The 12754-nt window shown below is 59.7% G+C and carries 10 protein-coding genes, 1 pseudogene and 1 riboswitch; of the genes and pseudogenes, 5 read left to right on the top strand and 6 right to left on the bottom strand.

Translation table 11 applies throughout. The features are described from left to right. The first annotated feature begins 8 nt into the window (after window positions 1-8). The 3 genes and pseudogenes from NKI18_RS21450 to NKI18_RS21440 form a co-directional block, all read left to right on the top strand. A complete protein-coding gene (locus tag NKI18_RS21450) occupies window positions 9-1241 on the top strand; it encodes a trans-sulfuration enzyme family protein (protein ID WP_353020390.1) in 1233 nt (410 codons plus the stop codon). Between the two features lie 52 nt (window positions 1242-1293). Further along, a complete protein-coding gene (locus NKI18_RS21445) occupies window positions 1294-2196 on the top strand; it encodes a dihydrodipicolinate synthase family protein (RefSeq protein WP_352572127.1) in 903 nt (300 codons plus the stop codon). Beyond that, window positions 2183-2407: pseudogene (locus NKI18_RS21440) on the top strand (FMN-binding negative transcriptional regulator); the annotation flags it as partial. The gene NKI18_RS21445 and the pseudogene NKI18_RS21440, both read left to right, overlap by 14 nt. Before the next feature lie 44 nt (window positions 2408-2451). Here the strand turns inward: NKI18_RS21440 and metE are convergent. Further along, complete coding sequence (gene metE, locus NKI18_RS21435) at window positions 2452-4797, bottom strand: 5-methyltetrahydropteroyltriglutamate--homocysteine S-methyltransferase (RefSeq protein WP_353020388.1); 2346 nt, start codon at window positions 4795-4797, stop codon at window positions 2452-2454. 95 nt (window positions 4798-4892) lie between these two features. Next, window positions 4893-5092, bottom strand: a riboswitch (cobalamin riboswitch). 562 nt (window positions 5093-5654) lie between these two features. Between metE and NKI18_RS21430 the strand changes: the two genes are divergently transcribed. Continuing rightward, complete coding sequence (locus tag NKI18_RS21430) at window positions 5655-6203, top strand: hypothetical protein (RefSeq protein ID WP_353020387.1); 549 nt, start codon at window positions 5655-5657, stop codon at window positions 6201-6203. A gap of 22 nt (window positions 6204-6225) precedes the next feature. On the opposite strand, the gene NKI18_RS21425 is transcribed toward NKI18_RS21430, so the two are convergent. Then, window positions 6226-7059 carry a helix-turn-helix transcriptional regulator gene (locus tag NKI18_RS21425; RefSeq protein ID WP_352515945.1) on the bottom strand — a complete coding sequence of 278 codons (834 nt, stop codon included), beginning with the start codon at window positions 7057-7059 and terminating at the stop codon, window positions 6226-6228. 62 nt (window positions 7060-7121) lie between these two features. Continuing rightward, window positions 7122-7373, bottom strand: coding sequence for an MFS transporter (locus NKI18_RS21420; RefSeq protein WP_352842149.1), 252 nt, complete (start codon window positions 7371-7373; stop codon window positions 7122-7124). Window positions 7374-7662: 289 nt separating this feature from the next. Here NKI18_RS21420 and NKI18_RS21415 point away from each other — a divergent pair, with 289 nt between their 5' ends. Further along, the gene (locus NKI18_RS21415) at window positions 7663-8325 is read left to right on the top strand and encodes a transposase (protein ID WP_352542143.1); all 663 of its coding nucleotides are present in this window, start codon (window positions 7663-7665) and stop codon (window positions 8323-8325) included. A 32-nt stretch (window positions 8326-8357) separates the two neighbouring features. Here the strand turns inward: NKI18_RS21415 and NKI18_RS21410 are convergent, their stop codons facing one another. The 3 genes from NKI18_RS21410 to glyA all read right to left on the bottom strand — a co-directional run bounded on the left by NKI18_RS21410 (window position 8358) and on the right by glyA (window position 12026). Then, window positions 8358-9350: an adenosine kinase gene (locus NKI18_RS21410; protein WP_352842147.1), complete on the bottom strand. Its 993-nt coding sequence runs from the start codon at window positions 9348-9350 to the stop codon at window positions 8358-8360. Window positions 9351-9458: 108 nt separating this feature from the next. Next, window positions 9459-10634: a methionine adenosyltransferase gene (gene metK, locus NKI18_RS21405; protein ID WP_352842145.1), complete on the bottom strand. Its 1176-nt coding sequence runs from the start codon at window positions 10632-10634 to the stop codon at window positions 9459-9461. 54 nt (window positions 10635-10688) lie between these two features. Next, on the bottom strand, window positions 10689-12026 hold the full coding sequence (gene glyA / locus NKI18_RS21400) for a serine hydroxymethyltransferase (protein ID WP_353020420.1): 1338 nt from the start codon (window positions 12024-12026) through the stop codon (window positions 10689-10691). Window positions 12027-12754 lie beyond the last annotated feature (728 nt).

The raw sequence follows: 12754 nt of genomic DNA, 5'->3' as shown, positions 1-12754 counted from the left end.
GAGGCCGAATGACCCGTTCCTATCAATCCGAAACCGATGCTCTCACGCGGTCGCTCAACGACACCGGTCCCGGATTCGCCACTCGGGCGATCCATCATGGCTACGATCCGGCCGGCTTTTCCTATGCCGTTCAGCCGCCAGTCTTCTTGACCTCGACCTATGGATTCGAAAGCGTGGCAGCGAACGAGGCCGCCGCCGCGCTTGGCGGAAGGCTCTATGCGCGCGAATACAATCCGACGACGGAGATCCTCGAGCAACGGCTCGCCAATCTGGAAGGAGCCGAGGCAGGTTTGGTCGTTGCCTCGGGGATGGCGGCTTTCGGCACACTGATCTTGTCGCTCCTGTCCCAAGGCGATGAACTCATCGTCCACAAGACGCTTTATGCGAACACGCTTGCCATGGTCGAACAGGCGGTCCCCCGCTTCGGCATCAAGGTCGTCGCGGTCGACCTGTCCGATCCTCAAAATCTCGATGCCGCGATTACCGAGCGGACCCGGCTTGTTTTCTTCGAGACGCCGGTGAATCCGCTGAGCCGCATCCTCGACATCGCTGCCATTGCCGAGCGCGCCCACGCGCGCGGTGTAAAGGTTGCAGTCGACAGCACCTTCGCCTCCCCCGCGCTCCAGCGGCCGCTCGAACATGGGGCAGACCTCGTGCTCCACTCGCTGACCAAATACATCAATGGGCACGGCGATGCCCTTGGCGGGGCGATTCTCGGCGACGCGCAAACGCTCCGCACGCTGCACGAAACGGGCCTGCGCTACATCACCGGCGCAGCGCTCTCGCCCATGTCAGCCTTCCTGATCCTGCGCGGTCTGAAGACGCTCACGCTGCGCATGGAACGGCACAGCGCCACTGCCCTTGCGGTGGCTCAGGCGCTCGAGGCGCACCCGGCGGTGGCATGGGTGAGTTATCCCTTCCTCGACTCGCACCCTGATCAGGTGACGGCGCGAAAGCAGATGTCCCAAGGCTCGGGCATGTTGGCCTTTGGCCTCCACGCTGGGTTCGAGGGCGCGCGCCGGATGATGGACCGGCTCAACTTGATCACCCGGGCTGTCAGCCTCGGCGATGCCGACAGCCTCATCTATCATCCGGCAAGCCTGACCCGTGCTCGTCAGCCGATCCGCAAGGATGCGCATCTGGCCGATGGAGTCGGCGAGGACCTCATGCGTCTCTCGGTGGGTCTTGAAGACGCCGAGGACCTGATCACCGACCTGCGGCGGGCTCTGGACGCCTTGTGATGACCTGTGGTCCGGCCAGTCCCGCGCTCGCGTACAAACCCGGAGCCTTGCCATGGCATTCCTGAGCGGCCTTTCCGCGTTTCCCATCACGCCCGCCGATCGTGACGGCCGCGTCGATACCGTTGCTCTGCGCAGGCTGATTGCTCGGCTTGGCGCCGCTCAGGTCGACTCCATCGGTCTTCTCGGCAGCACCGGCACCTACATGTATCTGTCGCGCGAGGAACGGCGACGGACGCTCGCCGAGACCTTGGACGAAATCGCCGGGCGAACGCCGGTCGTGGTGGGTGTGGGCGCGTTGCGCACCGATGAAGCAGTGAGGTTCGCGCAGGACGCCAAGGCCCTTGGAGTTGCCGCGGGGCTGCTTGCGGCCGCCTCCTACACCCCGCTCACTGAGGACGAGGTGTTCGAACATTTCTCGACGGTGGCGTGCGAGAGCGGCCTGCCGATCGTCGTCTACGACAATCCAGGAACGACGCATTTCCATTTCACCCCAGCACTCGTCAGCCGCCTGGCAAAGGTGGGTGGGATTGTCGCTATCAAAAATCCGACAGACAAGGGCGAAGCGATCAAGAGCCATCTGGCCGACCAGAGGCGCACTGTGCCGGAAGGGTTCTCGATCGGCTACAGCGGCGACTGGAACGCCGCAGAGGCCATGATCGCCGGCGCCGACACATGGTACAGCGTCCTCGCCGGCATCCTGCCCGAGGTCTGCGTGAAGATCGTCACGGCGGCGCAACAGGGCGATGCGGCCGAAGCGCGACGGATCGATGCCACGCTTGCGCCGCTCTGGAGACTCTTCAAGGAGTTCTCGAGCCTTCGCGTCGTCTATGCACTCGCCGAATTGCTCGACATTTGCCGTGCCGACCCCCCGCGTCCCATCCTGCCTCTGCCCTCAGCAGCGAAGCGCCAGATCGCCGCCGCGTTGGAACGCTTGCCATCGGATGTCAACCGGTGAACAGCGAACCCGGCGGCCAGTGAAGAAACCTGTCATGTATGTACCCGCGCATTTCGATGAACCGAGCCGAGAAGTCCTTTACGAACTGATCGAGAACAGCGCACTTGGCATGCTGATAACCCATGGCCGGAGCGGTCTCGACGCCAATCACATCCCCTTCGAACTCGACACGTCACAGGGAGAAAACGGTTCCCACGGCCCACATGCGGCAGCCGAGAACTCACCACATGGTGAGCAACCAGGAAACCTTCCGGCCTACACTTTCTCCCGGAGCGCGCGTGCTGCATCGACCATGTTCATGAGGGCAGGGCGGACCTCCTCCCATTTGCGTGTTTTGAGGCCACAGTCCGGGTTTACCCACAGTTGGGAATCCGACAGTCGCTCGCGGGCAAGCATGACGAGATCCGAAATCTCCCCGACTTCCGGGACACGTGGTGAGTGAATGTCGTAGACTCCGGGCCCGATTTCGTTCGGATATTTGGAGCTCGTGAAGGCGTCCAGCAGTTCCATTTTCGAGCGCGACGTCTCAATCGAAATTACATCCGCATCCATTTCAGCGATCGCGTCGATGATCTCGTTGAACTCCGAATAGCACATGTGGGTATGGATTTGAGTCGCGTCCTTTACACCCGTTGAAGCGATCCGGAAGCATTCGACAGCCCAGTCGAGATAGTCGTTCCAATCAGACTGGCGCAGTGGCAATCCTTCGCGAAACGCGGCCTCATCGATCTGGATCATCCTTGCGCCGGACCATTCGAGATCCGTCACTTCGTCGCGGATGGCGAGCGCGATCTGGCGGCATGCTTCGGAGCGGGGTACGTCGTCGCGAACAAATGACCAGTTGAGAATGGTCACTGGGCCTGTGAGCATTCCCTTCACAGGGTTTTCCGTAAGCGACTGGGCGAACTGCCACCAGCGCAGCGTCATCGGATTGGGCCTCGATACGTCGCCGAAGATGATGGGGGGGCGCACGTAACGCGACCCATAGCTCTGCACCCAGGCATGCTGGGTGAAGGCGAAGCCGGACAGCTGCTCGCCGAAATGCTGTACCATGTCGTTTCGTTCGAACTCACCGTGCACCAGCACGTCCAGCCCGATCTCTTCCTGCCAGCGAATTGCAGCCTCGATCTCCTTCTTCAGGAAGGTCTCGTAGTCGACATAGCTCAGCTGGCCCTTCGCATGAGCGGCCCGCGCCCTGCGTACCTGCGGCGTCTGCGGGAAGGATCCGATCGTCGTCGTCGGGAACGGCGGCAGCCCGAGCGTGCCGGCCTGGACTCTGGAGCGCTCGGCAAAAGCGCTCTCTCGTCGCTTCATGCTGTCGTCAATGCTGGCGATCCGCCCCTCAACAAGCGGGTCATGGATCTTCGTGGATGTCACGCGGGTGGCGGCAGCCTCGGCAGACGCTTTCAACGCGCCTGCCACCGCATCCCTGCCTTGGGACAGGGCCCGGGCCAGCAACACCAACTCGTCGGTCTTCTGGGCCGCGAAGGCGAGCCACGACCTGATGTCCGCGTCGAGTTCCGTCTCCATGCGCAGGTCAATCGGCACATGCAGCATCGAGCAAGAAGGCGCGATCTCGACGCGGTCCAAGGGCCAGCCGGCGACGATCGGTTTGATGCGGTCGAGAATGGCGGGCAGGTTCGCACGCCAGACGTTGCGGCCATCGATCAAGCCAAGCGAGAGCACCAGATCCTTCGGTGCGAGCCGACCCACCGTTTCCAGCTGCTGGGGAGCGCGCACGAGATCAATATGCAGCCCGGCCAGGGGCAGAGAAACCGCGGTTTCGAGATTGTCTCCCAGCGGCCCGAAATAGGTAGCCAGCATGATCTTCAGCTCGGGCGCGGCTTTCGACAGCTGGCCATAGGCGAATTCGAACGCAGCTCGTTCGTTCGGGTTCAGATCGAGGACAAGCGCTGGCTCATCGATCTGCACCCAGTCGGCTCCCGACAGCTTCAGCCTCTGCAGGAGTTGCTCGTAGACGGGCAGCAGCCGCGGCAGGAGCGCGATGGGATCGAATCCCTCGGCAGGCGATTTCGCCAGCTTGAGGAAGGTGACCGGTCCAAGGATGACTGGGCGTGTGTGAATGCCGAGGGCTTTAGCCTCGAGGAAGTAATCAACCGGCTTCGTCGACGAAAGAGCGAACGTTTGATCATCGTTTAGTTCCGGCACAATGTAGTGATAGTTGGTGTCAAACCACTTGGTCATTTCCATCGCGGTTACACCAGGCCGATGAGCCGCATGCTGGTGACCAGCGTGTCCACAATCCTCCGTCTGACCTTGGTTGCCGCGCGCCATAGCGAAGTAGATGTCGAGTGGGACCTCGCCGCCATTCCAGGCGTAACGAGACGGAAGGGCGCCGACCATGGCTGCGGTGTCGAGCACATGGTCGTAAAGCGAGAAGTCGTTCGACGGGATTTTCGACACGCCGCGATCGTGCTGCTCTTCCCAACTAGCGGCACGGAGCGCCTTCGCCGTCGTGAGAAGGTCGGCGGCGGAAGATTTTCCGGACCAGTAGCTTTCAAGCGCGAATTTCAGTTCTCGCCGACGACCGAAGCGGGGCACGCCGAGCGTTGCTACAGGAATTTGCTGAGAGACAGTCATGCCAGACCCCGATGGTTGGGGCGTCGGTGACAAGGAAGGCGCTAGCAGGCCGGCACGAACGCCAGGCTGCAGCGGCCACCGAGACACCCCGCCCGTGGACGTAATTCGCCGTGGCAGGTCTCCTGGCTCGCGGGTCATAGCCTCTACCCGTCTTCCCAAGGCTATTCGCCTCAGTGACATGAGTGGGGTTGGCTCGCCGCTAACAGTTGCGGGGGCAGCGCCGGCATCGCACCGGCTTCCCTCTTAGCTCCGCTGCGGCAGCGCCGTACGGAGAACCACGACGCGGGAGACAATTACAGCGGTTCGCTTCTTTGTCAACGCCGCATAAAGAAATGTTTATGTCGTTATGTTAAATTTCCGTTGGCATGTTCCAAAGGTCGCCTCGAAAGCGAAAACTGTGGAAGCCTTGAGCGGCCGGTAAATCAAAGCAATGACGCACGGCGCCCTTGTCCAGGAGGATGGAGTTCGTCGGCTGCCGGCAGCAAACATACCGGCAAGCGCCGTGGTGCTGCTTAGCGCATCATGCGAACCACCTCGGCGTCGAACTTCGGCTCCGAGGTTCCGACCGCTTCGTTGGTGATCTGCTCGCGACCATATTCGGCTCAATGGCGAGGCTGTTTCCCATGTGGAAGCTGTTGGCCGTGATGCCCTCGGTGACTCGGTGATATGACACAACGATTTCGGGGGGAGCACACCGAGGCCAGGCGCAGCGGCGTGTTGCGAAGTGATCGAGGCCAATGTCTCGAACTGCTTGTTCGCAGCCCACCGGCTCAAGGTAACCCGGCTCAAACCACCGGGCCAGCTCAAGTCCTGTCCAAATGAGGCCTGAGCGGCAAATCGTCGTGCACGCGCACGGTTTGGCGTTCGATCTTGTGATGCGTCTTGGGCGGACAATCGCCACGGTACAGCGCGCAGAAGCGGTCCCCAATTGGGAAGCCGAGGGCGGTGAGGGCAAGCCAGCGCCACAGGCGGAAGGGGACTTGGACCTGTTTGCCCTGCTGGACCACAAGTTCGCGACACAGGGCCTCAAGGAGAAGACCAAGAGTGATTATGCGCGGGACCTCGCCAAATTCATCAAAAGCAGCGGGCGTCAAAGTTCGGCGCCGATTGACATGGAGATAGCCATCGCGGCGGACCGCCCAGGCGGACCGCAAGCCGGAATACAACCGGGTGCAGGCGGCCAAGCTCGTCCACAAGATGGCGTCGGGCACACACCGGCGATGGGAGAGCGGACCGTGGAGTGCAGGAACTTCACGCCTATCCACGCTCCCGTGGACGTGTCCTGCGGCACATCGGCAGCGATATTGAGGAGGCAGTTGAGCTTCTGGTCGAGCACTCTTACCTGCCACTACCTACGCTTAACGTCATCTCGTACTGAAAACGCACCACGCAAGGTCGAGATGTAACATGCGCCCTTCGTGGATGGTTCTAAGCTTCCTCGGGCGCGGTCAATCTGTGATAACGGTCGCTTGGAACCTCCATCACCGCGACGCGATCAAGGTTGGCGTATCGCGCTCGGTAGTAACCTTCTTCCTCCACTTCGGCGAAACTACACTGGGGAACGTCAAAGGTCGCAGCTTCCAATCCGAAGAAAGTCGTAGCGGTTTCTTCATCCAAGAAGTTCCACTCATCTTCTCCGTCGTCATATGTGACGCGAACATAGGAGGCCATGCGCACGGCTTCCTGATCACCCATCTCTGCGATGATGGCATCGCATTCTTTCTTCAGCTTTCCTGAAACCTCACCCTTATCCCAGTCATCCAAAGCCCGATAGATTTCTGGATGATAATACTCTGGCATCTCCTCTACATCGTCACCGATAAGCTCAATGGTGCGGACATATTGCGGATTTATCAAGAGTATTTTGTTGTCAAGGCTCCAACAATACAGCCATGGCCTGCTTGTGTTATTTCTACGAAGATTATGAAGTTCCTTCAACTGACGTAAAATCGATTCACGCGCCTTTTCATCGATAGGATATTGGCGGCTGCCAACAGTCGTCTTGATTCTGAGCGTGCCGTATCGCGTTTCGGCATCGGCAATTGCAAACGGGCTCGTGCGCCACTCCTCGACATCAATCTTCCAGCCCAGCAGCTCCTCGACCGTGCATTTCAACGTGAGACAAAGGTCCTTGATCTGCTCGACGTTCAACTGCGTTTTGCCTGTTTCCCAACGGGCCACAGTCTGTTGCGTCGTTGCCATCTGCTCTGCCAAATCTTTTTGAGTCATGCCCAGTCGAACCCTAAGCTCTTTCATGTTCATAACTCACCTCGCGTGTTCAACACACGCATCGTGGATGAATTAATCTAACACGTCAAGCGTGTTCAAAAATCGCAGCATGTGTTTTTAGGGCGTCTTCGAGGCTCCGGCAGCCGTTCATGACCACTTGCGCAAGACACAGGGCTGGTACACAGCACGAATGGGCGATCCAAAATTACTGCTGCGATGCTCGTCATCAGCCAAGCTGCCGCCGCACCTTCCACTAGGGTGCCAAGGTTCGAAATGAGTGCAGCCGACCATAGCGAACGGAAGGTCTTGTGCTCAAAAGGAACGAGTGAAGATGTTCTCTTCGCCATTGTGGGAAGCCTCGGGATTGACCGCGGGGCTGGATTTGTTTCGCCTCACTCAACCATGGCCTCGCCGTACAAGCCAAGCTGCCACAGTGCGCGCCTGCTAACCCAGAAAACTTGGCGGCCTTACAGGCATGCGCAGGACGTGCGAAGCCGCTCAAATCTCCCCAGATGGTCAGCCATCGAAGACCGGCATCACTTGCCCGTTGAGCGGCTATACGATAATGCTCCGCGCTAAGCAGGAAGCGCCAAAAAATTCGAGCGGCGACTTCATTCTCCTATTCAGGAAGGAACTATGAGGCGGCAGACGCGACCATTCACCGTGGAAATCAAACAAAAGCGCAATTATCAAAAATCCGCACGTTCCATCTGGGGCAATTTCGACATCGCCGCGGCGATGGCCGAGACAACAAAGGAAGTCGAGCCGTTAAATCGTCAGCTTGTTGACTCTACTGTAGTGGCCCTTGATGCTGAACCTTTGCACAAACCGCGAGTGGAGCATTTCATGGCCAATCCCCTGGAGACCGAGTCAGCAGTAGTTCATAGCGAACCGGCAGACAAAACGGAAACGCCAAAACCGAAGACGAGAGCGCGGCGGTCGAGGAAGCCAGAAGCTGAGGCGAGCGCGCCTGCCAAGCCGATATCCGCGACCACTGAAGCACCGCCGTCAGCGCGAACGGGCCGAAAGAGCTACTCCGCGAAGGATCGTGCCCAGAAGCTGGCGCAGATCGAGACCTCGATCGGCGGCGGCGCTACTCTCAAGAGCGCGGTGAAGCAAGCCGGCATCTCGGAACAGACATACTATCTTTGGAAGAAGGCGGCGGCGCCTGCGGCGGACAGTGACGGGCTGAAGGATCTCGTCGCGCTCGAGGAAGAAAACAAGCGGCTAAAGAGCCTGCTTGCCGATCGTCTCCGCAAGGAGAATGCGGAACTGAAGAAAAGGCTCGGGCTGGATTAAGGAGGGTGGGCAGCTGGTTCTTGGCTCGCCACCTACAGCAGCCCCGCCTGCTCGGCCTCTCTGCGCAAATTCTGGCGTGGCCTTGGGCCGATCTGCTGGATGACCAGCCCGGCCGCCAGCGAGCCGAGATCGCCGCACTGCTTCAGGCTGCGGCCTTGCGTGTAGCCGTAGAGGAAGCCGGCGGCGTAGAGGTCGCCGGCGCCTGTCGTGTCGACCAGCTCGCGGATCCTGGTCGCCTCGATGGTGACGGTCTCGTCGCCGCGCACGATCACCGAGCCCTTTTCCGAGCGGGTGACGGCGGCGATCTTGCAATCCTTGCGGATCTGCGCCAGCGCCTCGTCGAAGGACGATGTCTGGTAGAGCGACTTGATCTCGTGGCTGTTGGCAAAGACGATATCGACGGTGCCGGAGCGCATCAGATCGAGGAACTCGTCGCGGTAGCGGTCGACGCAGAACGAGTCCGACAATGTCATCGACACTTCGCGCCCGGCGGCATGGGCGAGCTTCGCCGTCTGCCTGATCGCCTCCTTGGCGCGCGGCGGGTCCCACAGATAGCCCTCGAAATAGGTGACGGCCGCGCCCGACGCCTTGTCGGCCTCGACGTCCTCCGGGCCGAGCTCGACGCAGGCGCCGAGATAGGTGTTCATCGAGCGCTCGCCGTCCGGCGTGACGAAGATCATCGAGCGCGCTGTCGGCGGTTCGCCGTTAAGCGGCCTGGTGTCGAAGGCGACACCCTGGGCATGGATGTCATGCGCGTAGATTTCGCCGAGCGCGTCGTTGGAGACCTTGCCGAAGAAGGCGGCGCGACCGCCGAAGGAGGCGACGCCCGCCGCCGTGTTGCCGGCGCTGCCGCCCGAGGCTTCAATGGCCGGGCCCATGCGGCTGTAGAGCAGTTCGGCGCGCCTCGTGTCGATCAAATTCATTGCGCCCTTGATGATGCCGTTGGTCTCCAGGAACGCCTCGTCGCACTGGGCGATGATGTCGACGATGGCATTTCCGATACAAAGCACGTCATAGTCCGGCATCAATCATGTCTCCGCCAAAAACCCACCGGCTTTCTGCCACGCCGGGCGCGGGCGGGTCTGGCCAGTGGGAATGGGCTTTCCGCTTGCCAATCGGTTCGGCGCCAGCCCTCACGGGGCGGCAAGTCCTGCCTCGCGACGCAATTCGTCGGCCCTGTCTGTCTTCTCCCAGGTGAAATCAGGCTCTTCACGGCCGAAATGGCCATAGGTCGCGGTCTTGCGGTAGATAGGGCGTAAGAGATCAAGCATCTTGATAATGCCCTTCGGTCTGAGATCGAACAACTCAAGAATGAGGCGCTCGATCCTTCTTTCCTCAACCCTCGCTGTTCCGAACGTGTTGACCATGACAGAAACCGGACTGGCCACGCCGATTGCGTAAGCAAGCTGCACCTCGCAGACGTCCGCAAGTCCGCTAGCGACGATATTCTTTGCGACATACCGGGCCGCATAGGCAGCTGAGCGGTCAACCTTGGACGGGTCCTTGCCCGAAAAGGCGCCGCCGCCGTGACGACCCATCCCACCATAGGAATCGACGATGATCTTGCGTCCAGTGAGACCGCAGTCGCCGCGCGGCCCGCCGACTACGAACCTCCCCGTCGGGTTGACCAGAATTCTGATGCCTTCCGTCTCCAGCTGGGTCGGCAGGACAGGCTTTATGATTTCCTCAATGACGCCCTCGCGGACCGTCTCTTGCGAGACCTGCTCGTCATGTTGGGTCGATACGACGATGGTATCAACGGCGACCGGGCGCAACCCCTCATAGCGCACTGAGACTTGGGATTTCATATCAGGACGCAACCAGCCAAGCTGTCGTGCTTTCCGGACATCTGCCTGTCGTTTCGTCAAGCGATGCGCGAGCTGGATCGGCAAAGGCATCAGGGTATCGGTTTCGCGGCATGCGTAGCCGAACATGAGGCCCTGATCTCCCGCTCCCTGCTGGAGGTCCTGCCCTCGTCCCTCGTCAACGCCCTGGCTAATGTCGGGCGATTGCTCGGTGAGTGCATGAACGACGGAGCAACGCCGGCCGTCAAAGCCGACAGCCTCATCGTCGTATCCAATATCGAGAATCGTATCGCGCGCAACTTGGCTATAATCCACCCGCGCATCGCTAGTAATCTCGCCAGCCACAACGACTATCCCTGATTTTACCAACGCTTCACAGGCGACGCGTGCCTTGGGATCGGTGCGGAGGATGGCGTCGAGGATGGCATCCGAGATGTTGTCGGCCAACTTATCCGGGTGTCCCGCGCCAACCGATTCGGAAGAGAACACGAACTGCCTAGCCATGAAATGCCTCGTTTCGGGTGTTGGAGTTGTATGGTGCATTTTGCTTAGCCCACCTTACCTGTTGGTGATGCCCGGGACCTCGAACGCAGCGCACAAATCGGCAACGTCTCTTCGCACGCAGGCATGGAGATCTTCGTCATCAGGCCGCCGGAGGACGCAGTCAATGAAGCCAGCAATTTGCACCATTTCCACATCGCGCATGCCCATTGACGTCACTGCTGGCGACCCCAGGCGAATTTCGCTTGTGACCGCCGGATCCCGCGGGTCGCCAGGCACCATATTAAAGTTTGGGATGATGCCTGCCTTTGCTAGCCGCTCGGCATAGGCCTTGCCCGATAGTGGTCGATCGCGCAGATCAAGGATCAGCATGTGATTGTCCGTCCCCCCGGTAACCAGGTCATACCCTCGCTCGATCAGTGCCTGTGCAAGAGCCTTGGCATTCTTGACGGTCTGTTGGCCGTAGCTTCGGAAGGACGGGTTCGCGGCTTCGTGCAAGGCAACTGCTAGCGCAGCGATGGCATTCATATGAGGCCCGCCTTGCAGGTGAGGAAAGACCGCCCGGTCTATTCGCCTGGCGAGATTGTATTTGCTCTTTGTATGATACAGGGCCTGATAGCGATCTTCGTTCCTGGACAAAATGAAACCACCGCGGGGACCGCGGATCGATTTGTGGGAGGTGCTGCTGACCACGTCGCAATGGCGCACGGGATTCGGGTGCGCTCCCGCGGCAATCAGTCCGCTGATGTGCGCAATGTCGGCTACGAGATAGGAGTTCGCTTCCAGGGCGATTTCTGCCATTGCCGCGTAGTCAAAGACACGCGGGTAAGCAGTTCCGCCGACCCAAATGAGCCGCGGCCGTTCCCGCTTGGCTGTCTCGCGCAAGCGGTCATAGTCAATCTGCTGTGTCTTTTCATCTAGTCCATAGGGGACGCGTTGATAGTCAGTTCCGGAAAAGTTGATGGCCCAACCATGAGTCAGATGGCCCCCTTCCGGGAGGGGCAAGCCCATGACTTTGTCACCGGGGCTCAAAAGCGCACGATAGACAGCCTGGTTGGCCGGCGAGCCGGAATAAGGCTGGACGTTGGCATGCTCGCTGCCAAATAGTGTTTTCAAGCGCTCAATGGCTAGATTCTCAAGCTCATCAACGATCTCATTTCCAGCGTAGTAGCGCGCACCGGGGTACCCCTCGGCGTACTTGTTCGTGAAAATCGAGCCGTTCGCTTCCAGCACGGCCGAGGACGCAAAGTTCTCTGAGGCGATGAGCTTAAGGGTCGTCCGCTCCTGCCGCTCCTGTCTCAGAAGCAGTTCGTGAACGCGGCAATCAACCGCGGCCAATCGAGACCGTCCGTAAGTGTCGCGCGGCGCGATGGCGCCGTCGGCGGAGTTGTACATGGTGGTTTCGCGCTCCAATTGGACTGATCTATTTCACGGTCAAGCATGCGATCCCCTTCGACGGCGCGTCTTGTGTGGCTTCGAGCCGTTGAAGGTCTCGTTTGTGATAGCCATCGCCGTGGGGCAGGAGATCAACCAACAGTTGAACCAGCCCGCCGTCCTTACCTCCTGCTTTGAGATGGTACGAGCACCACGGACGTTGTTCGTTGCAGTAAAGAAAGTCGGCTCTGGCCAGCAGCCGGACGTGTCGTACAACGTGCTCACGACGCAGACCCAGAATCTCCGCTAGCTGGCAGACAGTTAGGTCCGCATGCGCGCAAAGGCCTAGGATTCGAAGGCGATCTAGATGCGCTGCCGTCCGAAGGCGACTGACCAGTGTCAGCATTGGGCAGGACCAAGCCACTTGGAAAGCCTGGGCACTCGTCCTACTGAATTTGTCATTTCGCGTTCTCTACAGATGTTGCAGCTTTCGAACGAAATAATATGATTGCTTGTCCACCGACCGGACAATCTCGGTGGCCGTGAAGATACTGTTTTGAGCCAATATGGCTGTGTCGAACAAACAAGATGGGCGCTGTTCTTGCCATTGCCTTTAGCCGAAATTGCACGCAGTTCGGCGGGTCGGAGAATAAGCCACGGTTCGGACTCCACTGACTCAAACGTTGCAATAAGCCTACCATTCACAGCGAACCGGAGTTGCTAAGAGTCTATGAATTTCCTTGAAGGAT

It is taken from the genome of Mesorhizobium sp. M0800, from assembly GCF_040320095.1.
Classification (GTDB): domain Bacteria; phylum Pseudomonadota; class Alphaproteobacteria; order Rhizobiales; family Rhizobiaceae; genus Mesorhizobium.
This window is presented reverse-complemented; position numbering and strand designations above follow the sequence as displayed.

Bases quoted from the DNA above. Each gene is read 5' to 3' on its own strand.
- NKI18_RS21425 (WP_352515945.1), bottom strand. From the start codon at position 7,059: ATGAACATGAAAGAGCTTAGGGTTCGACTGGGCATGACTCAAAAAGAT.
- NKI18_RS21410 (WP_352842147.1), bottom strand. From the start codon at position 9,350: ATGCCGGACTATGACGTGCTTTGTATCGGAAATGCCATCGTCGACATC.
- metE (WP_353020388.1), bottom strand. From the start codon at position 4,797: ATGACTGTCTCTCAGCAAATTCCTGTAGCAACGCTCGGCGTGCCCCGC.
- metK (WP_352842145.1), bottom strand. From the start codon at position 10,634: ATGGCTAGGCAGTTCGTGTTCTCTTCCGAATCGGTTGGCGCGGGACAC.
- NKI18_RS21415 (WP_352542143.1), top strand. From the start codon at position 7,663: ATGAGGCGGCAGACGCGACCATTCACCGTGGAAATCAAACAAAAGCGC.
- NKI18_RS21445 (WP_352572127.1), top strand. From the start codon at position 1,294: ATGGCATTCCTGAGCGGCCTTTCCGCGTTTCCCATCACGCCCGCCGAT.
- glyA (WP_353020420.1), bottom strand. From the start codon at position 12,026: ATGTACAACTCCGCCGACGGCGCCATCGCGCCGCGCGACACTTACGGA.
- NKI18_RS21450 (WP_353020390.1), top strand. From the start codon at position 9: ATGACCCGTTCCTATCAATCCGAAACCGATGCTCTCACGCGGTCGCTC.
- NKI18_RS21420 (WP_352842149.1), bottom strand. From the start codon at position 7,373: ATGGCGAAGAGAACATCTTCACTCGTTCCTTTTGAGCACAAGACCTTC.